The organism is Lysobacter sp. DMC104 (assembly GCF_056313665.1).
Genome location: NZ_JBQUZW010000011.1, coordinates 44,531 through 68,490, shown reverse-complemented (window position 1 = coordinate 68,490; position 23,960 = coordinate 44,531). Strand labels below are relative to the sequence as shown.

Below are 23,960 nucleotides of genomic sequence, written 5' to 3'. Positions count from 1 at the left end.
GCGTCTTTGCCTGCATGCATTTCGCCGTGCCGGCGCGCTTTGCGTGTCGAGAATGTCTTGACGGGTCATGGGGCAAGCGGTATCTGTCGCAGAGGGATTTCGGAACCACGCCATCAACGCGGACAGACGGGGCAGGGCATGGGCAAGGACTCTTTACCCAGGCGCGCGGATCCGCGCATGCGGGAGGATGCGCAGACCGGTTCGGGCCCGTCGCCCGGGCGTGATGCCGGGCTCTATGCCCGCATCATCGCGGCGCAGAACGAGATCGTGATGCTCGCGCACGATCCGAACCAGGTCGTGAACGCCGTCATCCGCCGTGCCTGCGAGCTCACGCGTTCCGCCGGTGCGGTGGTCGAGATCCTCGACGAAGGTGATTTCGTGTATTGGGTCGCCAGCGGCTCCGCCGCCGCACAGGTCGGCCTGCGCGTGCCGGCGCAGGGCAGCCTGTCGGGACTGTGCGTCGCGCGCAACGAAGTGCTGCGTTGCGACGATTCCGAAACCGATCCGCGCGTGAACCGCGAAGCCTGTCGCCGCGTCGGACTGCGCTCCATGCTGGTGACGCCGCTGGTGTACGAGGACAAACCGTTCGGCGTGCTCAAGGTGCTGTCGCCGTATCCGCGCGCGTATCGCACGCCGGACGTGCGCACCATGCGCATGATGGCGGCGCTGGTCGGCGCGGCGCTGGGTCACGCGCTCGGCTATTCCGACCTGCTCAGCGAATACCGTGGCCGCCTTGCGGCCGAGCACGAGGCCGAGCAGCACAAGTCCGATCTCGCCGGGCGCATCCGGGCGCTGATCCGCGAACACGCGCTGGCCATCGTCTACCAGCCGATCGTGTCGCTGAGCGATGGCCACGTGTTCGCGTACGAAGCGCTGTCGCGGTTCCCCGCGGGCTCGCCGACGCCCGACGTCTGGTTCATGCAGGCCGCGGAGGTCGGCATGGGATTGGCGCTGGAGCTGGAAGCCATGCGCGCGGCGCTGAGCCGGCTGGAGGAGATCCCGCAGCCTTGCCGGCTGTCGATCAACGCCTCGCCCGACACCATCGTGTCCGATGAATTCCGCGCGCTGCTCGCCGGGTACGACATGGCACGGGTGATCATCGAGATCACCGAGCACACCAACGTCGCGGATTACGAACGCCTCTGCGCCTCGCTTCGCGCACTGCAGGCGCGCGGCGTGATGGTCGCCATCGACGACGCCGGCGCCGGGTTCGCCTCGCTGCGCCACATCCTCCACGTGTCGCCGGACATCATCAAACTCGACATCTCGCTGACCCGCGGCATCGACCAGGATCTGCGCCGGCAGACGCTGGTGTCGGCGATCCAGACCTTCGCCAGCGGCACCAACGCGACCATCATCGTCGAAGGCGTGGAGACCGAGCGCGAATTGAAGGCGCTGGCCGGGCTGGGCGTCGAATACGGCCAGGGCTATTACCTCGGCCGGCCCGTGCCGCTGGAGATGGCGCTGCCGTCGCCAGCGTGAGCGCAGGCGACGGTGCCACTCAGATCTCCACCGGCGTGCCCAGCTCCACCAGCCGCGTGGCGGGGATGCGGAAGAACTCGTTGGCCGGCGCGGCGTTGCGATGCAGGAACGCGAACACGCGATCGCGCCATTGCGGCATGCCGCGGCGCGGCGGCGCGAGCACGCTCTCGCGGCTGGCGAAGAAGGTGGTGTCCATCGGATCGAACGCCGGCCCGCCGCGGTCGCACGAACGCATCAGCGCCAGCGGCACGTCCGGCGACTCCATGAAGCCCACGCGCACGGTCACGCGCATGAAATCATCGTCGATCCGCGAGAACGACAACCGCCGGGCGATCGGCACGACCGGGATCGGCAGCGTCTCGACCGTCAGCAGCACGTTGCGATCGTGCAGCACCTTGTTGTGCTTGAGGTTGTGCAGCAGCGCCTTGGGCACGATGCCCGGCGTGCCGGTGAGGAACACCGCGGTGCCGGGCACGCGCACCGGCGGCGAGAGGCGCAGGCCGGGCAGGAAGTCGGCGAGCGGCACGCCGTCCTTGCGCAGCTCGGCGTGCAGCATCGCGCGGCCGCGCGCCCAGGTGCGCATCACCGCGAACATCGCCACGCCCATCGCGATCGGGAACCACGCGCCGTCCCTGAATTTCGCCAGGTTGGCGGCGAGGAAGGCGAGGTCGACCAGCAGGAAAAGCGCGGCGGCCGGCCAGAACGCCCACGCGGGCACCTGTCCGCGCATGCGCACCAGCACGATCAGCAGCAGGCTGGTGATCAGCATCGTGCCGGTGACGGACACGCCGTAGGCGGTGGCCAGCGACGTCGAGTCGCCGAAGCCCAGCACGGTGATGATCACCGCGATCATCAGCAGCCAGTTCACCGCGGGCACGTAGATCTGGCCGAGCGTTTCGCGCGAGGTGTGGCGCACGCCCATGCGCGGCAGGTAGCCCAGCAGCATCGCCTGGCGCGCGGCCGAGTAGGCGCCGCTGATCACCGCCTGCGAGGCGATCACCGTCGCCGCGGTGGCGAGGCCGATCATCGGATACAGCGCCCACGCCGGCACGCCGAGGTAGAAGGGATTCGCGACCGCCGACGGATCGCGCAGCAGCAGCGCGCCCTGGCCGAAGTAGTTGAGCGTCAGCGCCGGCAGCACGATGGCGTTCCAGGCGACGGTGATCGGGCGCCGGCCGAAGTGGCCCATGTCCGCGTACAGGGTTTCGCCGCCGGTCACCGCCAGCACCACCGCGCCGAGGATGACCAGCCCGTGCCAGCCGTGCGCCGCGAAGAAGCGCACGCCCCAGCGCGGGTCCAGCGCCTGCAGCACCTCGGGATGACCGACGATGTTGTACACGCCGATCGCCGCCAGCGCCGCGAACCACACCAGCACCACCGGCCCGAACGCACGGCCCACGACCTCGGTGCCGAAGCGTTGCAGCAGGAACAGCAGCACCAGCACGCCGACGGTGACCGGCAGCACCCAGTGCGAGAGGGCGGGTGCAGCCACGCCCAGGCCCTCGACCGCCGACAGCACCGAGATCGCCGGCGTCAGTACGCCGTCGCCGAAGAACAGCGCCACGCCGAACACGCCGAGCAGACCGATGACGTAGGCGCCGCGCGAGCCGGGCGCCAGGCCGCGCGCGACCAGCGCGGTCAGCGCCATGATGCCGCCCTCGCCGTCGTTGTCGGCGCGCATGATCACGGTGACGTACTTCACCGTGACCACCACGACCAGCGACCAGAAGATCAGCGACAGGATGCCGTACACGCCGGCGGCGTCCGCCGCCACGCCGTAGTGCGGCGAGAAGGCTTCCTTCAGGGTGTACAGCGGACTGGTGCCGATGTCGCCGTAGACGATGCCGATCGCGCCCAGCATGAGGGCGCCGAAGCGGCCGCCGTGCCCGTCGCGCGGGGCGGTGTGCGCGGTGGCTTGCGGAGAAGGGGCGATGTCCATGGCGGCGCGTGGCGGGAGAGGCGCGCAGTCTCCTGCCGCGGTGCGTAAAGTCGGAAGCGGGCGATCCCGGGTCCGGCGTAAATTCCGCGTAAATTCCGCGAGAACCCCGTGCGTACCCCGGCCCGGTCCGCGCCGCCCACGGGATCGGTCCGCAGGCGGCGGCGTCCTTCGGCACAATGGCGGCCTGCGCATGACCGAACCTGCCCGCCACCTCGAATACCGGCAACGCTTCGACCTGTTGGCCGGCTGGCTGCTGGCGGTCGTGGCCTCCGCCTGCGCGGTCGGGGTCGCGTCGCTTGCGGAGCACTCGCTGGGCCTGCGCGATCTGTCGCTGGTGTTCATGCTGGCGGTGGTGCTGGTCGCCGCGCGCACGCGCCTGGGGCCGGCGCTGGCGACTGCGGTGCTGTGCTTCCTCGCCTACAACTACTTCTTCATCGCGCCGCGCTACACGTTCTACATCGACGCGCGCCACGGCATCGCCACCGTGCTGCTGTTCCTCGCCGCGGCGCTGCTGGCCGGCAGCCTGGCGTCGCGGCTGGCGATGCAGGTGGACGCGATGGCGCGCGCGCGCCGCCACGCCGAGGCGCGCGAGGAACTGGTGCGCCGGCTGTCCGCCGCCGAGGACGAAGTGGCGGTGACGGCGATCGCCATCGACGTGTTCCGCGGCAGCCTGGACGCGGACACCTGGCTGCGGCTGGAGGACGGTGCGGCACCCCGTGCCGATCGCGGCGTCGACGCGCAGGGCTGGTGGTTCCTGCCGCTGGGCGAGGGCGCGGATCGCGTCGGTGTGCTCGGCCTGAAGTTCCCGGCCTACATCGACCGGCTCGAAGACGCGCCGCGCCGTCTGGCACGGGCGATGGCCGACGACATCGCCGGCGCGCTGCGTCGCGTGCGCCTGCAGCGCGCGCTCGACGCCACCCGTCTCGCGCACGAACGCGAGCGCCTGCGCGCGGCGCTGCTGTCGTCGGTCTCGCACGATCTGCGCTCGCCGCTGGCGGCGATCCTCGGCGCCGCCGGCGCGCTGGAGAGCTACGGCGAGCGCCTCGGTGCCGACGAGCGTGGCGCGCTGCTCGAAACCGTGCGCGAGGAAGGCGAACGCCTCGACCGCTACATCCAGAACCTGCTCGACATGACCCGGATCGGCCACGGCGCGCTGTCGCCGGAGCGCGAATGGATCGGCGTCGACGAACTGGTCGGCGCGGCCACCGTGCGCCTGCGCCGCTATCGCCCGGGCGCGACGTTCGCCGTCGATCTGGCGCGCGCGCCGGCGCTGATCCGCGTGAATCCCGCCTTGTTCGAGCAGGCGCTGTGCAACCTGCTGGACAACGCGGTGAAGTTCTCGCCGCGCGGCGCATCCGTCCGCGTCGTCGCCGGCACCGGCGATGACGGCGGCGCCTGGCTCGACGTGATCGACGCCGGCCCCGGCATCCCCGACGCCGAGCGCGAGCGCGTGTTCGATCCGTTCCACACCGCCGAACGCGGCGACCGCGGCCGCGACGGCACCGGGCTGGGGCTGGCGATCGCGCGCGGCATCGTCGAAGCGCACGGCGGCGGCCTCGTCGCGCTGCCGGGTGACGGCGGCACCGGCACGCGCATGCACCTGACCCTGCCGCCCGAGACTCCGCCCGAAGAGGAGGCCGATGCATGAGCCCGACGACCCCGCCGAGCACCGCGGTCGCGCCCGCCCGCGTGCTGGTGATCGACGACGAACCGCAGATCCGCCGCTTCCTCGACATCGGCCTGCGCGCGCAGGGCTACGCCGTGCGCCTGGCGGAAACTGCGGAAGAAGGGCTGCAGGCGCTCGCGCTGGAGGGCGCCGACCTCGTCGTGCTCGACATGGGCCTGCCCGATCGCGACGGCATGGACGCGCTGCGCGAACTGCGCACGTGGTCGGAGGTGCCGGTGATCGTGCTGACCGTGCGCGCCGACGAGCGCGACAAGGTCGCCGCGCTGGACGCCGGCGCCCACGACTACGTGACCAAGCCGTTCGGCGTGCAGGAATTCATGGCCCGCGTGCGCGCCTCCCTGCGCGGACGCGGCGGCGCAAGCGGTGCCGCGGTGTACGACGACGGCCACCTGCGCGTGGACCCCGCACAGCGCACGGTGACGCTGGACGGCGCGCCGGTCTCGTTGACCCGCAAGGAGTACGCGCTGCTGCTGGCGCTGGTGCGCCATCCCGGCAGCCTGGTCACCCAGCCGCAACTGCTGCGCGAACTGTGGGGCCCGACGCATCAGGACGACACGCACTACCTGCGCATCCTCGTCGGCAAACTGCGACAGAAACTCGGCGACGACGCCACCGCCCCGCGCTGGATCGCCACCGAACCGGGCGTGGGTTTGCGGTTCCTCGGCGGCGGTTGAGCGCGTGTTCCGATGCGGCGCGCCTCAGCGCGCCACGTCGTCCAGCCAGTCGGGGCCGGGCAGGTCGCGGACGCCCTGGCGCAGGGTTTCGTTCCACTGCCGGCTGATGGTGCGCAGGTACGGGTCGTTCTCGTCGAGGCGCTGGCGCAGGTCGGCGCTGAAGCTGTCGCGGCGGTACAGCAGCAGGTCCAGCGGCGGGCCGACCGAGAGGTTCGAGCGCATGGTCGAGTCGAACGACACCAGCACGCACTTGCAGGCTTCGGTCATCGAGGTCTGCGGGGTGACGACGCGGTCGAGGATGGGCTTGCCGAACTTGCTCTCGCCGGTCTGGAAGTACGGCATCTCCGGCGAACTTTCGATGAAGTTGCCCTCGGAATAGACGAGGAACAGCCGCGGCGCCTCGCCGCGCACCTGGCCGCCGACGATGAAGCTGCCGGTCGGGTCGACGCCGCTGTCGCGCAGGTAGGCCTGGTCGCGCTGGCGGATCTCGCGCAGCGCATCGCCGATCAGGCGCGCGACGTCGAACATCGAGGTCGCCGTGGCCAGGCTGTCGGGGCCGCCGCTGCGGCCGCGCTGCTCGATCAGGTTCAGCGCGTTCTGGGTGAGCGAGAGGTTGCCGGCGGAGAGCGTGACGACCACGTACTCGCCCGGCGAGGCGAACACCCGCATCTTGCCGGTGCGGCGCACGTCGTCGAGGCCGGCGTTGGTGCGCGAATCCGACGCCAGCACGAGGCCCTGGTCGAGATTCAGTCCGATGCAGTAGGTCATGGAAACGGTCGGTGGCGCACGCGGCAGCGGCGGACATTCTGCCCCCTCGGGCGCCGCCGGGGGAAGCGCGGCGACGCCGGGCGCATCAGCCCGCGATCCGCGGCGGGACGATGTCGGCAGCGCTCATGAACTGGCGGTGGATCGTGTCGGCCAGCCGCACCAGCCGCGCCATCGCGTTCTGCAGCCACGGTTCCAGCCCTTCGGCGAGGATCTCGTCGATGCGCGCGTAGCGGACATGGGCCGACAGCGCGCCGGCCTGGCGCACGACTTCCGGGGCCTCGCCGCCGGCGAGATCGCGCAGCACGCAGTGCAGGGTGTGGGTGCAGGTCTGCAGCGAGCGCGGGTTGGCCTCGTGCAGCAGCATCAGTTCGGCGACGCCGGCCGGGTCGACGGTCTTGCGGTGCAGCCGGCGGTAGGTCTCGAACGCGGACAGCGACTGCAGCAGCGCGCTCCACTGGAAGTAGTCCGCGGCGTCGCGCGCGCTGCCGTCCTCGCGCGGGCCGGCGTCGCTGCCGACCACGTCGAGCAGGCGGATCGCCCAGTCGGCGCGTTCGATGAACACGCCCAGCTGCATGAACTGGTAGCTCTCGCCGCGGCCCAGCGTGCCGATGGTGACGCCACGGAACGAGGCCGAGCGGCTCTTCACGCGTTCGAGCAGGCTGTTGAGGCCGTCGCGGGCGATCTGCCCGCGATCGAGGCCGCGCATCTCCAGCCAAGAGGCGTTGAGGTCCTCGTACATCTCGGCGGTGATCGCCACGCGCTGCGCCCGCGCGGCCTCGCGCGCGGCGCGCAGGCAGCCGTAGATCGACGAGGGATTCTCCGGCGACAGCAGCAGGTGGTCGATCACGCTGTCGGCGTCGATGCTGCCGTAACGTTGCAGGCAGGCATCGGCTGCGCCCAGCGCGTCCAGTGCGCGCCGCCACGGCGCGGCCTGCGCCTTGCCGCGGTCCAGGCGTTCGGGAAGCATCGCGATGCGCGCGGTCACGTCCAGCAGGCGCGCGGTGTTCTCCGCGCGTTCCATGTGGCGCGACGCCCAGTACAGATCGTCGGCGGTGCGGCAGAGCATCAGGCCTCCAGAACCCAGGTGTCCTTGGTCCCGCCGCCCTGCGACGAGTTCACCACCAGCGAGCCCTCGCGCAGCGCGACGCGGGTCAGGCCGCCGGGCATCGCGACGATGCGCTTGCCCGACAGCACGTAGGGGCGCAGGTCGATGTGGCGCGGCGCCAGGCCGCTCTCGACGAAGGTGGGGCAGGTCGACAGCGACAGCGTCGGCTGCGCGATGTAGTTCGACGGGTGGGCGAGGATGCGCTGGCGGAAGTCCTCGATCTCGGCCTTCGTCGACGCCGGTCCGACCAGCATGCCGTAGCCGCCGGCGCCGTGGACTTCCTTCACCACCAACTCCGGCAGGTGGTCCAGCACGTAGCGCAGGTCGTCCTCGCGGCGCAGCTGCCACGTCGGCACGTTGAGCAGGATCGGCTCCTCGCTGAGATAGAAGCGGATCATGTCCGGCACGTACGGATACACCGACTTGTCGTCGGCGACGCCGGTGCCGGGCGCGTTCGCCAGCGTGACGCGCCCGGCGCGGTAGGCGCCGAACACGCCGGGGATGCCCAGCACCGATTCCGGACGGAACACGGTGGGGTCGAGATAGTCGTCGTTGATGCGGCGGTAGATCACGTGCACGCGCTGCGGGCCGCGGGTGGTGCGCGCGTAGACGGTGTCGTCGCGCACGAACAGGTCCGCGCCTTCCACCAGTTCCACGCCCATCTGCTGGGCGAGGAAGGCGTGCTCGAAATACGCCGAATTCGCCGAGCCCGGCGTGAGTACGGCCACCACCGGATCGTCGATGCCCTCGGGCGCCGCCGCGCGCAGCGTGTCGAGCAGCGCGTCGGGATAGTGTTCGACCGGCGCGATCTGCTGGCGCGCGAACAGCTCGGGGATCAGCCGCGCCATCATCCGCCGGTTTTCCAGCATGTACGAAACGCCGGACGGCACCCGCAGGTTGTCTTCCAGCACGTAGTACAGGCCGTCGCCGGCGCGCACCAGGTCGATGCCGGAGATGTGCGAGTAGATGCCGCCGGGCACGCGCAGGCCGCGCATTTCCTTGCGGAATTCGTGGTTGTCGAGGACCAGGTCGACGGGGATCAGGCCTTCGCGCAGGATGCGCTGCTCGCCGTAGACGTCGCCGAGGAAGAGGTTGAGCGCGTGCACGCGCTGGCGCAGGCCGGCTTCGAGCATCCGCCATTCGGCCGCCGGCACGATCCGCGGGACCATGTCGAACGGAATCAGGCGCTCGTCGCCGGAGGCTTCGCCATAGACCGAGAAGGTGATGCCGACGCGATGGAAGGCGAGTTCCGCCTCGCTGCGCTTGTGCCGCAGCACCGGCTCGGGCGTGCCCTGCAACCAGTCGTCGAAGGCGCGGTAATGCGCGCGGGCGACGCCGTCGGCGTCGTGCATCTCGTCGTAGCGCGACGTGCCCCACGTCGCTGCCGTCGACTGGCTCTGCCTCGCGTCAACCGTCATCCGGTGCCCGGCTCCCTGAACGGATCGTTGACCGATTCAATAGCACGGGCCGGGCGGCTTGCCTAGATGTTGCGTTGCACCAATGCCGGCGGGCCGGTGCCGGCGTGGCCTCAGACCGCGGACACCCGCGGACGGGCCGGGGCGGGCGCCTCGCGTTCGGGCGGCGTGGCCGGCAGGCGGGCGACGTGTTCGATCCGGCCCGCGGCCATCGTCAGCACGCGGTCGGCGCTGGCGATGGTTTCCGGCCGGTGCGCGATCACGATCCGGGTGATGCGCAGCGCCTTCACCGCGGCGTTGACCGTGCGCTCGGATTCGACGTCGAGGTGGCTGGTCGCTTCGTCGAGGAACAGCAGGCTCGGTCGCTTGTAGAGCGCGCGGGCGAGGATGATCCGCTGCTTCTGCCCGCCGGACAGCGCGGTGCCCATGTCGCCGATGAGCGTCTGGTAGCCCATCGGCATGCGCGCGATGTCGTCGTGCACCGCGGCCAGTCGCGCGACCTCCTCGATCCATGCGTCGTCGCGCGCCTCGTCGCCGAAGGCGATGTTGTCGGCGATCGAACCGGCGAACAACTGGTCGTCCTGCATCACCGCGGCCACGATGCGGCGGTAGTCGCGCAGGCGCACGCCGGCGATGTCGCGGCCGTCGACGAGGATGCGCCCGGCTTCCGGCGCCAGCAGCCCCAGCATGAGTTTCATCAGCGTGGTCTTGCCGCAGCCGGACGGGCCGACGAGGGCGACGGTCTCGCCCGGCGCCACGTGGAAGCTGCAATCGTCGATCACCCAGTCGCCCTGCGCGTCGAAGCGGTAGCGCAGGTTCTTCACTTCGATCGCCAGCGGCAGGTCTTCCGGCAGCGGTGCGGCGTCGGCGGGCGCGTCGGGCTCGGGTTCGGTCAGCACGATGTCGGCCAGGCGTTCGGCCTGCACGCGCAGGGTGCGGAACGAGATCCAGGTGTCGATCAGCCGGCTCACGCCGCCGGTGAACATGTCCTTGTACGACAGGTAGGCGACGAGCATGCCGGCGCTCATGTCGCCGCGCATCACCAGCGACGCGGCCAGCGCCACCACCGCGACGCGCTCGATGCCGAAGATCATCTGGTTGGCGAAGCCCACGCGCAGCGAGAAACGCTGGGTTTCCAGACCGAGGTTGGTGGTTTCGGCCATCAGCGTGCCGAACGTGGCGCGGCGCATGGACTCGGCGTTGTTGAGCTTCAGCGCCTGCACGCCGCGGATGCTTTCCAGCAGGTGCGAACTCTGCCGCGCGGCGACCGCGAGCTGCTGTTCCGACAGCCGGCGCAGGGTCGGGAACGTGGCCCAGCGCAGCGCGAGGTACAGGCCGATCGCGGTGATGCTGATGGCCAGCAGCGTCCCGCTGTAGGTCGCCATCACCGCGATCGCGACCGCGACCATCATGCCGTCGAGCAGCGCCTCGATGAATTGCGAGCTGATCGTGTTCTGGATCGCGTGGACCGCGTCCATGCGCGAGACCACGTCGCCGAGGTGGCGCTTCTGGAAGTAGTCCATCGGCAGCCGCAGCAGGTGCGCGAGGATGCCGCCGAACCATTGCAGGCTGACCCGCGCCGACAGGTACGCCAGGCTCCAGCTGCGCAACGCGCCGACCGCGGCGGTGACCAGCATCGACAGCACGATGCCGCCGCTGATCAGCCAGAGCAGGTCGCGGTCGCCGGTGACCAGCACGTCGTCGAGGATCCACTGCAGGTAGAACGGCGACAGCAGCCCGAACAGTTGCAGGATCAGCGACAGCACGAGGATCTGCGCGGCCGATCGCCCGAGGCCGGACACCTGGCCGGCGAGATGGCGGAGGGAGATGTCCGCACCCAGCCCGCGGCGGACGAAGGTCGTCGTCGGCCACAGTTCCAGCGCGACGCCGGTGAAGTGCGGCGACAGATCCTGCAGCCGCATGCGGCGCACGCCGCAGGCGGGATCGTGGAGTACCACCTCGCGCTTGCCGGTCTTCGCCAGCACCACGAAATGGTCCATGTTCCAGTGCAGGATGCAGGGCGTCTGCAATTGCGGCACGTCTTCCAGTTCGATCCGCATCGCGCGGCATTGCAGGCCGCGGTCGTGCGCGGTCTGCACCAGGTCGGCAAGCGTGGTGCCGCGCAGCGAGGACGGGAATTCGCGCTGCAGCGCCAGCCCGTCCATGGCGTGGCCGTGGTAGTCGAGCACCATCGCCAGGCAGGCGTTCCCGCACTGGGCGGCTTCGGTCTGGAGGAGGCTGCGGACGCGGCGCATGCGGTGGATTCCCGAGGAGGCGAGGCAGGCAAACGCCGTGCGCCAGGGGGCGCACGGCGCGGTCGGTCAGGAGATACCGGGCGGGTTGATGATCGGATCGAGCAGCACGTTGGTCGAGTCGACCTGGTACAGGCCGGTATCGGTGGAACGCGCGGTGTCGCCGGCGCTGCCGAGCGTCCAGGCGCCGCAGACGTCCTGCATTTCCTCCACGGCGAGCATGCGCCCGAGGATGCGGTTCGAGGATCTGTCCATGGTGAATCTCCTTTTCGGTGAGTGGGGCGCGCGGAAGGCGCGCCCCGGGGGTGCACGTGCGACGTGCAATGCGAATCAGGGCTCCCGGTAGTCCGTGAGCGGATTGGTATCGATCGCGGGCTTGGTGACCATCGGCAGCGTCGGATCGTCGATCGTGTCGATGGTCGGGCGCGTGTCGAGGAACCACTTGGTGACCGACGGCGGCTGGCCCGCGGCGGCGGCCGCTTCGGTCGCGTTCGCGCCGGACACGTGGGTCAGGTCCTCGATGGCGAGCAGGCGGCCGAGGATGCGGTTTTTCGGATGATGCATGGTGGTGCTCCTTGCTGTGGGGAAATGAAGCGACGCCGTGGCATGGCGTCGCCCGGGTGACGGACCCGGCGACCTGCCGGGCCCGGGGGCACCGGACCGGATCGATCCGGTCCGGTGCCGATCAGGGCCATGCCGCGATGGCGAGGATCGGTGTGTGCCGGTGCGATGGATCACCGGTGCACGGTCGCGGTCACGGCGGCACGCCGTCGTCCACGGGCTGGGTAATGGCGTCCAGCCACGGCTTGGTGATCGATGGCGACGGATCGTCCGCGGGTTCGGTGCGACGTGCGGCGGACAAGTGGGCCAGCCCTTCGATGGCGAGCAGGCGGCCGAGGATGCGGTCCTTCGGGTGGTGCATGGATGTGCTCCTTGCTGTGGGGAATGAAGCGATGCCATGGCGTGGCATCGCCCGCCGGCATGCGATCCCCGCGACGGAAAGTGCCAACGCGAACGCGGCGGCCGCGGGGAGGGGACCGGGAAGTCCGGTCCCCGGGACCGTCAGACCGTGTCGATCAGCGGGCCGACCGCGGTGTCCACGGCGGTGCCGCTGTCGGTGCGGGTGCTGGTGTCGGCACTCGTGCCGCTGTCCGACGACGTTCCGCTGTCGGCGGTGGTGCCGCTGTCCGACGTGGTCCCGCTGTCGGCGGTGGTGCCGCTGTCCGAAAGCGTGTGGCTGTCGGCCGACGTGGTGGTGTCGGAGCCGACGAGCACCATGGTGGCGGCCTGCGGCGTCGCGGCGCCGGTGACGGTGTTCATTTCCTCGACGGCGAGGACACGGCCCAGGACGCGTTGCTCTTTCAGCTTCATGTGGTGTGATTCCTTCGTGGTTGGGCGGATGGGAAGCCTGTCGCCAGGCATCGGGATGCCGCGGGTGGCGCCACCCGCGGCGTACCCGGCACGTCGATCGCCGGGCCGGGGATTCGGCAGGATCAGGACGTGGCCGCCTCGGCGACGGACCCAGACGTGGCGTCGGCAGTGGCCGGCGGTGCGCGGCGCGCGCGGTCCTCGGCGCAGACGCGTTCGACCTCCATGCCTTCCCGCAGTGTTTCCAGCGCCATCGGCTGCGCCGGTTTGCGGTACGCGAAGTCGGGGTCGCCGCTCTCGATGAACGCGCACAGCGCATCGAACACCGGCAGCTCCGGGCACCACTGCTCGACGAAGATGAACTGACCGGCCTCGTTGACCTCGAGATAGATCCATTCGTCCTCGGGCGTGACGATGAAGTCGAACGCGCCCGCGACCAGGCCGAGGCTGCGCAGCTGGCGCACGCAGGCGGCGTGCACGGCATCGGGCAGGACCACGCTGCCGTCGGTCATGTCGCCGTTCTGGTGCAGGCGCCAGTCCATCTCCCCGTATTCGATCCGCGAGGGATCGATCTTCAGCGCGAAGCAACTGGTGCCGAAGAACTGCGCGCGGACCTCGTACTGCTTCTTCACCTTCGCCTGGAAGATGCCGGGCGCGGCACGCAGCAGCGGATCCGGCGGCAGGTCCTCGGGGCGGACGCGCGCGGTGTAGGTGGCGAGCACCTTGTCGTCCTCTTCCCAGCACGCACCGACCAGCGGCTTGTGGATCGCGTCCGGATGCGCGTCCAGGAAGCGGCGGATGGCCTCCGGGCGATTGCTCACCAGCGTCTCGGGGATGCGCAGGCCGTTGCGCAGCGCGAGCTGCAATTGCTTCGGCTTGTGGTCGGCGTTGCGCGCGGCGTCGTGCGGGTTGATCCAGAACGCCTCGCGCAGCAGGCTGCGCAGCGCGGCGTCGCCGAAACGGATCTGCTGCGCGACGTACTCGCGATCGCGCTTGTCGACGTTCGCCGGGACCACCGGCCCGATCATCCGCCGGTTCCACACCACGTCGAAGTCCGACAGCGCGTGGCTGCCGTCCAGTGTGTGCAGGTGCAGCGACTCGCCGTCGCGGCCGTAGCGGAACTCGATGTCGGCCAGCGCCGGGAAATCCGAGCCGAAGTAGCGCACGACGGTGTGGCCGTGCTGGCGCAGGGCCTCGGCGGCGAAGATGGCGTGCCAGTCGTCGGGCATGGTGTGGATCAGGACGGTCTTGCGAGGGACGGTCTTGCGCGGTGCTGGCGTGGGCGAGGCGGACATGGCGAGGCTCCTCAGGGTCCGTTCGAGGGGGAGGGGGTGGAAGAAGCGGTGGCATCGGGCCGTCCGGCGTCGCGCCCGCGCAGCCCCGCGAGCGGTTCGAACAGCCAGGCGTAGAGCGGACGGCGGTCGACGACGACATCGGCATCGACACCGAGGCCGGGCAGCAGGGTGCGGCTGCGGCCGCGGTCGTCGCGCACGCCGGCCTCGGCCAGTGCGACCGTGGCGACGAACATCCGCGGCGCGCGCGGATCGATCGTGTCGCCGGGCGCTGCGGCCTGCGCCGCGATGTCGATGACCCGACCGCGATAGCGGCCGTAGTGCTGGGGCGGGAAGGCGCGATAGCGCAGCCAGACCTCGTTGCCAGGGGCGATCGAGGCCAGCAGCGGCTCGGGCACCACCAGCTCCACGCGCGGCGCGGCGCCCGCGGTGACGACCACCCGGCCTTCCAGCCGCGCCTTGCGCGCGTATTCGCCCACGCACAGACAGGCCGCCAGCGCCGCGACCAGCGCGATCGCGGCCCAGGTCGCGACCCAGTGCGAGACCGGCTGGCGCAGCAGGATCGGGCCCAGCCAGCGGTTGTGCCGCGAGGCCAGCACTTCCTGGCGATAGAGCGGCGAATCGGTCATCGCCGGGCCCCGGCGACGTTGCGCGGACAGGCACGGAGGCGCTCGCCGCTCATGGCAACGGCCCGGAAAAGGGCGATGCGGGCCTGCAATGTGGACATGCGCTTCCTGCCTGTCTTCCGTGACAAGGTTCCGGTCTGCGGGCGCGCGTCGTGTGCGCCATCCGGGCGGCTGTGCTTTACTTGGGTCGCTATTCGCGGCCGGGACCCATTTCCGGACATGGAGCAACGGCATGGCCCCCCAGACCGCCGGCCCGGCGCCGGAGCCACCGGAGTCGATCACCCGGCTACTCACCCAGGCGCAGTCAGGCAGCGAGATCGCCTGGGATCGCATCTACGCGTTGCTCTACGCGGAGCTGCATCGCATCGCGCATGTCCAGATCCGGCAGCGCGCCCACGGCCGCATCTCGGCCACGTCGCTGGTCAGCGAGAGCTGGCTGCGCCTCAACGGCGCCCGCTTCAGCGTGGAGAACCGCCGCCACTTCACCGCGCTGGTGGCACGCGCGATGCGCTTCGTGCTGATGGACGAGGTCCGCCGCGACATGGCCGAGAAGCGCGGCGACGGCCAGCGCGCACTGTCGCTGGACGAAGAGGCCGATGCCGGCCATGACGCCGCGCTGGCCGAGATGATCGCGCTGGATGCCGCGCTGGACCGGCTCGCGCGACTGGACACGCGCCTCGCGCAGCTGGTCGAGATGCGCTACTTCGGCGGCCTGGACGAAGCCGAGATCGCCGAAGCGCTGGGCGTGACCGATCGCACGCTGCGGCGCGACTGGCGCCGGGCCCGGGCGTTCCTGCTCACCCAGCTCGGCGACGCGGCGTCGCTGCACGAATGAGTCCTGCGCCGGCGCGCGGCCACCGGGGCCGCGCGATGTCCGCTTTCGGCGCGTTCCCGAGAATACGGACGGTGCCGCATTCCCCGGCGACGGGCGCCCGGGACCTTGCGCGGCGCATACCGGGGACGCGGAGATGACCCACGACGACGCGATCGCCGCGAGGGCGATGAGCCTGTTCGATCGCTATGCGGACCTGTCCGAGGCGGAGCGCACACCGGCGCTGGCCGCGCTGGAAGTCACCGACCCCGACGTGTGCGCCCTGCTCACGTCGCTGCTGAGCGCGGACGCCAGCACGCATGCCTTCGTGTCGCCGCTGGACTGGATCGCATCCCGCGACGCCGGCGAAGACCCCGCCTCGCGCACCGACGGGGCCGCGATCTGGCGCAGCGGCGTGCGCCTGGGGCCATGGCGCATCGACGGCGTGCTGGGCATCGGCGGCATGGGCGTGGTCTACGCCGGGCAGCGCGCCGATGGCTGGTACGAACGCGAGGTCGCGATCAAGACCATCCGTCCGGAGCTGGTGTCGCCCGGCGTGGTGCAGGCGTTCGACCGTGAACGCATCCATCTGGCGCGGCTGGAGCATCCCGCGATCGTCGCGCTGCTGGATGCCGGCCTCGCCGAGGACGGACAGTCGTGGCTGGCGATGCAGCGGGTGCATGGCGAGCCCGTGGATGCCTGGTGCGACGCGCGCGATGCCGACCTCCGCACGCGGGTGGGGCTGATGATCGAGGCCTGCGACGCGGTGCGCCACGCGCATGCGCACGGCGTGCTGCACCAGGACATCAAGCCGTCCAACCTGCTGGTGGCCGAGGACGGCCGCGTGCGACTGCTGGATTTCGGGCTGTCGGCGCTGCTCGCGCCGGCGGACGGCCGCGCCGGTCCGCGCGTCGGCGTCAGCATGGCCTATGCCGCGCCGGAAGTGCTGCGCGGTGCGGCGCCGAGCGTCGCGATCGACGTGCATGCGCTCGGCGTGATGCTGTACCGGCTGCTCTGCGAGGAGTGGCCGCGGCATCCGCCGCCGGCCTCGGCGTGGCTGCCGGTGGCTCTGCCGGACGGTCTGCCGGCGCCGCGCGCGCCGAGCACGCTGGTGCACGGCGACGCCGTCGCGCAGCGGCGCGGCCTGCGCGACGCGCGGGCATTGGCGCGGCAGCTGCGCGGCGACCTGGACGCCATCGCCCTGCGCTGCGTGCACGACGATCCGGCGCAGCGCTACGCCGACGTCGGTGCGCTGCAGGCCGACCTGCAGGCGTGGCTGGCGCAGCGACCGGTCGCCGCGCGCGGCGACGGCTGGGGCTATCGCGCCGGCCGCTTCGTGCGCCGGCATGCCCTGGCGACGGGCGTGTTCGCGCTGTGCGCGCTGGCGGCCGCGATCGGCGGCCTCGCGCTGGTGCACCAGCAGCAACGCGCCGCCGAGGAAGCGCGCGACGCCGAAGTGCTGGGGCATCTGTTCGAGCGCTCGCTCGGCGTGGCGATGCTGTCGTCGCTGGGCAACACGCCGCTGGCCTCGCGCACGCTGCTGGCCGATACCGAGCGCAGCCTGCGCATCGAAGCGGGTGCGGAGCGTCCGCACCTGCTCGCGCGCGGCCTGACCGCGCTCGCGCGCGCCAGCATGACCGCCGGCGACTACGCGAAGGCCGACCATCTCGCCGGCGAGGCGAAGGCGCTCGCCGTCGACGACGATCTCCAGGCCGCGCGCACCGATGCGGTCCTCGCACAGCTGGCGAACCTGCGTGCGCGTTTCGCCGATGCCGAACACCTGGTGCGCGAAGGACTGGACGACCTGCCCGCGGGTGCCGATGCGGCCGCACTGGTGCGCCTGGACCTGCGCATGCAGTTGGCGATGGCGCGCTGGGGGCGCGGCGATACCCGGCAGGCGTTCGCGATCCTCGACGAGGCGGTGGCCACTGCCTCGCGGATGGGGCCCGACGGCGCCCCCGCGCTCGCCGAACTGCTTGCCCAGCGCGGCTACGATCGCATGCAGTTGTTCCAGTTGAAGCAGGCCGAAGCCGACCTGCGCCGCGGACTCGCGGTGCTCGGGACCCGCAGCCCGGCGGTCGCCAATGCATTGCGCCGGCACCTCGCCAACACGCTGCTGCTGTCCGGCGAGCGCAAGGACGCCGACCGCGAAGCCGCACAGTCGCTGCACGACAGCCTGCGCATCTTCGGCCCGGAACATCCGGAAACCGGCCGTGCATGGCTGATCTACGGCAAGACCCGCTTCTTCGTCGAAGACAAGGCGGTCGCGGTGGAGGCGATCGATCGCGCGACCGCGATCATCGGTTCGCAGATCGGCCGCGACCATCCCGACCTGGCCGAGGCGCTGGTCATCCGCAGCGCCACCGCGTTCGAGGAAGGCCGCCTGCAGGACGCGATCACCGACACCCGCCGGTCGCTCTCGCTGCTGGAGCGCGCCTACGGCCCCGGTCACGAGGCCACGCTCAAGCGCCGCACCGACCTGGCCTCGCTGCTGATCTTCAGTGCCGACAACGGCACCGCATCGCATCCGGACGCGACTTACCGCGAAGCCGCGAGCCTGCTGTCCGACGCCCTGGTCGTCGGCGAACGCCAGGGGCTGCCGATGGGCTACGCACGCGACGAGTACGCCAATGTCCTGCTGCACCTCGGGCGGGTCGACGAGGCCGACGTGCAGGCGCGGCTGGGCATCTCCGAGGTGCGGGCCCAGTTCGGCCCCGACACCACGTATGCCGCCCCGGACCTGATGGCGCTGATGAAGGTGTTCACCCGGCAGGGCCATTACGACGCCTGCGACGCCCTCGGCGAGTGGTTGCTGGACAAGGCCGCGGCGGAGACGGCTTCGCACTACAGCCGGTTCCTCGTGCTCGCGACGCTGCTGGAGAACGCGGTCGCGCGCGGCGACCCGGCGCGCATCCGCGCGGCTTACCGCGAAGCGGAGGCGCTGGCGCGGGCGCAGGGCTTCCTGCCGGCGCTGGAAGCGATCGACGTCCCCGAAACGCTGCGTCGCGACTGAGGCGACCCCCGCCTGCCGCGGGCCTCGGCTATGCTGCCGGCCCGCCTTCCCGGTCCCCGTGCCCGTCATGTGCCTGATCGCGCTGCTGTGGCAGGCGCACCCGCGCTACCGTCTGGTGCTCGCGGCCAACCGCGACGAATTCCACGCCCGGCCGACGCTGCCGCTTGCGCCGTGGACCGACATGCCCGGGGTGCTGGGCGGCCGCGATGAACTGCACGGTGGCGGCTGGCTGGCGCTGCGCGGCCACCGGCTGGTGGCGGTGACCAACGTCCGCCGTCCGCCCGAGCGCGAAGGCCGCAGCCGCGGCGCGCTGGTCGCCGACCTCGTGCGCGCGGAGGCCCCGGCGACGCATGCGCTCGACGCCATCGCGCCCGAGGCGGCGGGCTTCCGGCCGTTCAACCTGCTCGTCCACGACGGCGACACGCTGGCCTTCGCGACAAACCTGCCCGGCGTGCCCGCGGGCGACGAGGACGGTCGCGCCTTCGCCACGCGCCTGCTCGCCCCCGGCGTGCACGGCATGTCCAACGGCGCGCTGGATGCGCCCTGGCCGAAGACCGCGGCGCTGATGGCGCGGCTCGACGCGTGGCGCGGGTCGCCGGCCGGGCAGGGCGACGCGCCTGACCTCGCGCCGCTGTTCGACGCGCTCGCCGACCCGGCCGTCGCCGCGGACGACGCGCTGCCGGACACCGGTGTCGGCCTCGAGCTGGAACGCTTCCTCTCCTCCGCGTTCATCCGCAGCGAGCGTTACGGCACCCGCGCCAGCACCGTCGTGCTGGTCGCCGACGACCACGCCCGCATCGTCGAGCGGCGGTTCGGGCCGGAGGGCATCTTCCTCGGCGAGACCGACCTGCGCGTGCCGGTCGCCGCCGTGGATCGTGCAGGCCCGTGACCTGCCGGATCGCGGCATGATGTCGATTCCGGCCTCGCCCGTTCGTCGTCATCGGCAAGCCCATCCTCGAAAGGAGTCCGCCATGCGCCTGTCCACGCTTTCGCTTCCGCTCGCCCTGTCCGCGCTGCTCGCCGGCGCCGCCCAGGCCGCCCCCGTCACCTACATCGTCGACCCGGGCCACACCTATCCCAGCTTCGAGGCCGACCACATGGGCGGCCTGTCGGTCTGGCGCGGCAAGTTCAACAAGAGCGAGGGCCGCATCGTCCTCGACAAGGCCGCCGGCACCGGCAGCGTCGACATCCTGGTCGACACCGCCAGCATCGACTTCGGCCACGACGTGCTGAACGAGCACATGCAGGGCGCCGACTATTTCGACACCGCGAAATTCCCGCAGGCGCACTACGTCGGCACGCTGGCCGGCTTCACCGGCGGCAAGCCGACCCGCGTCGACGGCACGCTCACGCTGAAGGGCGTGACCAGGCCGGTGACGCTGACGATCGGCAGCTTCAAATGCATGCCGCATCCCATGCTCAAGCGCGAAGTCTGCGGCGCCGACGCCACGGCCACGTTCCAGCGTGACCAGTTCGGCATCTCCGCCGGCAAGGACTGGGGCTTCGACATGAAGGTGCTGCTGCGCATCACCGTGGAAGCCGTGGCCGAAGGAACCGCCGCCGCGCCGGCTTCCGCGCCGCAGGAGGCCCCGGCCGATGCGGGGAAGACGGAAGCGTCGACGCAGACCTGAGGGCCGGATGCACGTCGCCACGCGCAGACGCCTGCGGTTTGCCATCGCCGCGATACTGTTCGCGGCGATGGCCTGTGCCGCATCGGCCTCCGATGATTGCCGTGTGCAGGCACGCAAGCGGACCCTCATCGGCCCGAAACCGCTGGTCACGCGGCTGCATGCGATGGCCGTGCGCGGCAGCCCGTCCTTCGAGCGGTACGAGTTCAACCACGAAGAATTCCGCTATCTCGGCCAGGTCCGCCTCGCGTCCGGCAAGCGCTGGTATGTCGTCTTCGTCTCGACGGTTTCGGGGATCAGCTGCCGGGGTACCCAGCGACTTTTCGTGTTTCGCCGGGACATGACTTATCTCGGCAGCTACAGTCACGTGGGCGTCTACCAACCGAAGGTCGTGCGGGACGCCATCGTCTACGACGATGTCGATCCCGAATATGGCAATCGCATCCGCTTCGGCGAACGCGGGCCGCCGAAGCAGATCCTGATCGACGGCGAGCCCCACGGGTTCTATCGCGAATGATGCAGAGACGCGCGTGACGCACGCCGTCGAACGTGACCTGCCTCATCGCGTTGTCCGGCGAAGCGCGGTTCATCGAAAGGGTGGGGTGAGCGTCGCTTCCGCAGCCTTCGCGCCTCACCCCGGCCGCACCCGCGGCAGCACGATCCGCAGCGTCGTGCCGTGGCCGTTGTGGCCGGGCAGGGCTTCGACGCTGCCGCCGTGGGCGCCGATCAATCCTTGCGTGATCGCCAGCCCCAGACCGGTGCCATGGCGGTTGCGGTCGCCGCGTTCGACGCTGAAGAACATGTCGAAGATGCGTGAACGCTCGTCCTCGGGAATGCCCGGGCCGCGGTCACGCACGTCGATGCGCACGGCGTCGGCGCCGTCCTGCACGTCGATCGCGATGGCCTCGCCGGGCGGGGAGAACTTCACAGCGTTCTCGATCACGTTGAACAGCGCCTGCTCGACCAGCGCCGGATGCACCCACAGCGGGGCGAGGTGCTCGGTCGGCGACACCTCGAAGCGCACGCCGGGCTGGTAGCGCTGGAGCCGCGACACCGCCGAGCCGATGAGTTCGCCGACGCCGATCCAGTCGCGGTTGAGCGTGAGGCCACCATGGCCGAGGCGGGTCATGTCGAGCAGGTTCTGGATGTAGCGGTCCAGTCGCTCACCTTCCAGTCGCACGGTGTCCAGCAGGCTGTGGCGGTCTTCCGCCGACATCGCGTCGCCGAAGCCGTCGAGGCTGCCGGCGGCGCCGATGATCGCTGCCAGCGGCGAGCGCAGGTCGTGCGAGACCGACGACAGCAGCGCCGCGCGCAGGCGCTCGGTCTCGCCGTTGACGCGGGCGTCTTCCAGTGCGGCGACCAGCTGCGTGCGCACGATCGCCTGCGCGATGTCCTCGGCCATGGCGTCGATCAGCCGACGCTGCTCCGGGCCCAGGCGCGCCGCGCCGTCGGGGAAACGCAGGCCGACCACGCCGGTGGGCGCGGGATCGCCGCTCATCGGCAGCACCCACCAGTCGGCGCTGGCGAGGGTGTCGGTGCCGTGGCCGGCGGGCAGCCGGTGCTTCAGCGCCCAGTCGACCGCGGCGCGGTCCTTGTCCGACAGCATCGCCGCCTCGTGCGCGGCCAGCGGCGTGGCGCCCACGCGCACCAGCGCCTCGGCGCCGGTGGCTTTCTGCAGCGAGCGCCGGCCGGCGTCCACCACCTGCGCGAGGTCCGCCGCGGACGCGAGTTCGCGGCCGAGCGACTGCAAGGCGATCGCGTGCGCGTTCGCCGCACGCAGCGCGACCACCTGCATGCGCAGGCGCGAGGCGAGGCGTCCGGCGATCAGCGCCGCGGCCAGGAACAGGAACACCGTGGTCACGCCCTGCCATGCGCCGATGTAGAGCGTGAAGCGCGGTTCGATGAAGAAGAAGTCGTACGACAGGAAACACAGCACGGCCGCGATCACCGCTGCCGCGGTGCGTGTGCGCGACGCGACCAGTACCACCGCCACGATGAACACCATCGACACGTCGATCAGCCCCAGCCACTGCCGACCGAGCGTGCCGGCGAGCGTGGCCAGCACCGCGGCGGCCACGGTCAGCGCGAGGTCGGCGCGATCGATGCGACGGCGCGGTTCACGCTCGGCGCGGCGGGCGCGGGCGCGGGCTTCGGGCGTGCTGACGATGGTCAGCTCGTAGTGCGCGCCGCGTTGCAGCAGTTGCTGGCTGACGGTGCGGTTGAACATCCGCGCCAGCGGCCGCTCGCGCGTGCGCCCGATCACGATCGTCGAGACGCTGGCGCTGGCCGCGTGGTCCAGCAGCGCATCGACCACGTGGCTGCCGTGCAGCACCCGCGTCTCGCCACCGAGGCGGCGGGCGAGGGCGAAGGCTCGGTCGAGTTCCTGTTGCGCCTCGGGAGACGGCGGATGGCCGGTCTGCACCGTCGCCACCGTCCACGGCGCATCGCGGCGTTCGGCGAGGCGGCGCGCCACGCGGACCATGTATTCGGACTGCCCGCGGCCGTCGATCGCCACCAGCACGCGTCGGCGCAGCGGCACGCCGGGCAGTCCGCGCGCCGCCTGTGCCTCGCGCAGGTCGCTGTCGACGCGGTCGGCCGCGGTCTGCATCGCCAGTTCGCGCAACGCGGTGAGGTTGGACGGCGAGAAGAACGCCTGCAGCGCGTGCGCCGCCTGCTCGGGCACGTAGACCTTGCCCTGCTGCAGGCGTTCGATGAGTTCGCGGGGCGGCAGGTCGACCAGCACGATGTCGCGCAACCGGTCGAACACCAGGTCCGGCACGGTCTCGCTGACGCGCACGCCGGTGATCCGGTGCACCACGTCGTTGAGGCTTTCCAGGTGCTGGATGTTGAGCGTGGTGTAGACGTCGATGCCGGCGTCGAGCAGTTCGATCACGTCCTGCCAGCGGCGTTCGTGGCGGCAGCCTGGCGCGTTGCGGTGCGCGAGTTCGTCGACCAGCGCGATCGCCGGCCGACGCGCGAGGATCGCGTCGAGGTCCATCTCCTCGATCGTGCGGCCGTGATGCTCGAACCGCCGCCGCGGCACCAGCGGCAGGCCGTCGACCAGCGCCGCGGTCTCGATGCGCCCGTGCGTCTCCACCAGCGCCACGACCACGTCGATGCCCTGCGCGTGCCGTTCGCGGGCGCGGGTGAGCATGGCGTAGGTCTTGCCGACGCCCGGCGCGGCGCCGAGGAACAGCGTCAGCCGGCCGCGGCGTTCGCGGCGCAGACCATCGAGCAGGGCGTCGGCCTGCTGGTCGCGGAGGGGCGCGTCGCGGTCGGTGGCCATGGCGAGCGGCCCCGCGTCAGTGCGGCAGCGCGTCGAGCGCGAGGTTCAGCCGCAGCACGTTCACCCGCGGCTTGCCCAGCACACCGAACTGCGGGGCTTCGGTCATCGCCTCGACCACGCGCGCCACCTGTCCCGGCGCGAGGCCGCGCGCCCGCGCCACGCGCGCGATCTGCACGCGCGCGGCAGCCGGCGAGAGGTCGGGATCGAGGCCGCTGCCGGACTGCGTCGCGAGATCGAGCGGCACGTCGTCCGTGGCGATGCCCTCGCGCGCGGCGATCTCGCTCACCGCGTCGTCGAGGCGCTTGCGCAGGTCGGGATTGCTGCGCGCCTGGTTGCTGCCGGCGGCGGCCATCGGGTCGTAGCCCGCGGCCGACGGGCGCGGCCGGAAATAGCGCGCATCGGCGAACGGCTGCGCGACCAGCGCCGAGCCGACGACGCGACCGTCGCGTTCGACCAGGCTGCCGTTCGCCGCGGCCGGGAACAGCGCGCCGGCGAGGCCGGTGCCCAGCAGCGAATAGCCGAAGCCGAAGACCAGCAGCACGAGCGCGGCGAAGACCAGCGGCGCACGCAGGCCGACGGTGTCGTCGAGGGAAGGGGCGGTGTGCATGGCGATG

General features: G+C 71.3%; 21 protein-coding genes. 8 read left to right on the top strand and 13 right to left on the bottom strand.

Annotation, left to right across the window (positions count from 1 at the left end):
- The first annotated feature begins 177 nt into the window (after positions 1-177).
- The gene (locus tag ACT53R_RS14500) at positions 178-1,482 is read left to right on the top strand and encodes a sensor domain-containing phosphodiesterase (RefSeq protein WP_476172608.1); all 1,305 of its coding nucleotides are present in this window, start codon (positions 178-180) and stop codon (positions 1,480-1,482) included.
- Between the two features lie 19 nt (positions 1,483-1,501).
- On the opposite strand, the gene ACT53R_RS14495 is transcribed toward ACT53R_RS14500, so the two are convergent.
- A complete protein-coding gene (locus ACT53R_RS14495) occupies positions 1,502-3,421 on the bottom strand; it encodes a potassium transporter Kup (protein WP_476172607.1) in 1,920 nt (639 codons plus the stop codon).
- A gap of 190 nt (positions 3,422-3,611) precedes the next feature.
- On the opposite strand from ACT53R_RS14495, the gene ACT53R_RS14490 reads away from it, so the two are divergent.
- Positions 3,612-5,069, top strand: a complete 1,458-nt coding sequence (locus tag ACT53R_RS14490; protein WP_476172606.1) for a sensor histidine kinase — start codon at positions 3,612-3,614, stop codon at positions 5,067-5,069.
- Positions 5,066-5,782 (top strand): response regulator, encoded by a 717-nt coding sequence (locus tag ACT53R_RS14485; protein ID WP_476172605.1) that lies wholly within the window; start codon positions 5,066-5,068, stop codon positions 5,780-5,782. Before ACT53R_RS14490 ends, ACT53R_RS14485 begins: the two co-directional genes overlap by 4 nt.
- Positions 5,783-5,806: 24 nt before the next feature.
- Here the strand turns inward: ACT53R_RS14485 and ACT53R_RS14480 are convergent, their stop codons facing one another.
- From ACT53R_RS14480 to ACT53R_RS14435, 10 genes are all read right to left on the bottom strand, one after another.
- Positions 5,807-6,550, bottom strand: a complete 744-nt coding sequence (locus tag ACT53R_RS14480; RefSeq protein ID WP_476172604.1) for a proteasome-type protease — start codon at positions 6,548-6,550, stop codon at positions 5,807-5,809.
- Between the two features lie 85 nt (positions 6,551-6,635).
- Positions 6,636-7,616, bottom strand: a complete 981-nt coding sequence (locus tag ACT53R_RS14475) for an alpha-E domain-containing protein (RefSeq protein WP_476172603.1) — start codon at positions 7,614-7,616, stop codon at positions 6,636-6,638.
- A complete protein-coding gene (locus ACT53R_RS14470) occupies positions 7,616-9,073 on the bottom strand; it encodes a circularly permuted type 2 ATP-grasp protein (RefSeq protein ID WP_476172602.1) in 1,458 nt (485 codons plus the stop codon). The genes ACT53R_RS14475 and ACT53R_RS14470 overlap by 1 nt, the downstream gene beginning before the upstream one ends.
- Before the next feature lie 110 nt (positions 9,074-9,183).
- Positions 9,184-11,325 carry a peptidase domain-containing ABC transporter gene (locus ACT53R_RS14465; RefSeq protein WP_476172601.1) on the bottom strand — a complete coding sequence of 714 codons (2,142 nt, stop codon included), beginning with the start codon at positions 11,323-11,325 and terminating at the stop codon, positions 9,184-9,186.
- A 66-nt stretch (positions 11,326-11,391) separates the two neighbouring features.
- Positions 11,392-11,577 carry a hypothetical protein gene (locus tag ACT53R_RS14460; protein WP_476172600.1) on the bottom strand — a complete coding sequence of 62 codons (186 nt, stop codon included), beginning with the start codon at positions 11,575-11,577 and terminating at the stop codon, positions 11,392-11,394.
- A 75-nt stretch (positions 11,578-11,652) separates the two neighbouring features.
- Positions 11,653-11,886, bottom strand: coding sequence for a hypothetical protein (locus tag ACT53R_RS14455; RefSeq protein WP_476172599.1), 234 nt, complete (start codon positions 11,884-11,886; stop codon positions 11,653-11,655).
- Positions 11,887-12,076: 190 nt separating this feature from the next.
- On the bottom strand, positions 12,077-12,244 hold the full coding sequence (locus ACT53R_RS14450) for a hypothetical protein (protein ID WP_476172598.1): 168 nt from the start codon (positions 12,242-12,244) through the stop codon (positions 12,077-12,079).
- A 140-nt stretch (positions 12,245-12,384) separates the two neighbouring features.
- Positions 12,385-12,693 (bottom strand): hypothetical protein, encoded by a 309-nt coding sequence (locus ACT53R_RS14445; protein WP_476172597.1) that lies wholly within the window; start codon positions 12,691-12,693, stop codon positions 12,385-12,387.
- Positions 12,694-12,815: 122 nt separating this feature from the next.
- The gene (locus ACT53R_RS14440) at positions 12,816-13,985 is read right to left on the bottom strand and encodes an MvdC/MvdD family ATP grasp protein (protein WP_476172596.1); all 1,170 of its coding nucleotides are present in this window, start codon (positions 13,983-13,985) and stop codon (positions 12,816-12,818) included.
- Positions 13,986-13,996: 11 nt separating this feature from the next.
- Positions 13,997-14,611 (bottom strand): beta-barrel domain-containing protein, encoded by a 615-nt coding sequence (locus ACT53R_RS14435; RefSeq protein ID WP_476172595.1) that lies wholly within the window; start codon positions 14,609-14,611, stop codon positions 13,997-13,999.
- Positions 14,612-14,840: 229 nt separating this feature from the next.
- Here ACT53R_RS14435 and ACT53R_RS14430 point away from each other — a divergent pair, with 229 nt between their 5' ends.
- The 5 genes from ACT53R_RS14430 (at position 14,841) to ACT53R_RS14410 (ending at position 20,577) form a co-directional block, all read left to right on the top strand.
- Complete coding sequence (locus ACT53R_RS14430) at positions 14,841-15,443, top strand: ECF-type sigma factor (RefSeq protein WP_476172594.1); 603 nt, start codon at positions 14,841-14,843, stop codon at positions 15,441-15,443.
- Between the two features lie 133 nt (positions 15,444-15,576).
- Positions 15,577-18,432, top strand: a complete 2,856-nt coding sequence (locus ACT53R_RS14425) for a serine/threonine protein kinase (RefSeq protein WP_476172593.1) — start codon at positions 15,577-15,579, stop codon at positions 18,430-18,432.
- A 67-nt stretch (positions 18,433-18,499) separates the two neighbouring features.
- Complete coding sequence (locus tag ACT53R_RS14420; RefSeq protein ID WP_476172592.1) at positions 18,500-19,321, top strand: NRDE family protein; 822 nt, start codon at positions 18,500-18,502, stop codon at positions 19,319-19,321.
- Between the two features lie 82 nt (positions 19,322-19,403).
- Positions 19,404-20,063, top strand: a complete 660-nt coding sequence (locus ACT53R_RS14415; protein WP_476172591.1) for a YceI family protein — start codon at positions 19,404-19,406, stop codon at positions 20,061-20,063.
- 7 nt (positions 20,064-20,070) lie between these two features.
- Positions 20,071-20,577 carry a hypothetical protein gene (locus tag ACT53R_RS14410; protein ID WP_476172590.1) on the top strand — a complete coding sequence of 169 codons (507 nt, stop codon included), beginning with the start codon at positions 20,071-20,073 and terminating at the stop codon, positions 20,575-20,577.
- Between the two features lie 114 nt (positions 20,578-20,691).
- Here ACT53R_RS14410 and ACT53R_RS14405 read toward each other — a convergent pair whose 3' ends face one another.
- Complete coding sequence (locus tag ACT53R_RS14405; RefSeq protein WP_476172589.1) at positions 20,692-23,346, bottom strand: ATP-binding protein; 2,655 nt, start codon at positions 23,344-23,346, stop codon at positions 20,692-20,694.
- 16 nt (positions 23,347-23,362) lie between these two features.
- Positions 23,363-23,953, bottom strand: coding sequence for a potassium-transporting ATPase subunit KdpC (gene kdpC / locus ACT53R_RS14400; protein WP_476172588.1), 591 nt, complete (start codon positions 23,951-23,953; stop codon positions 23,363-23,365).
- Positions 23,954-23,960: the final 7 nt, after the last annotated feature.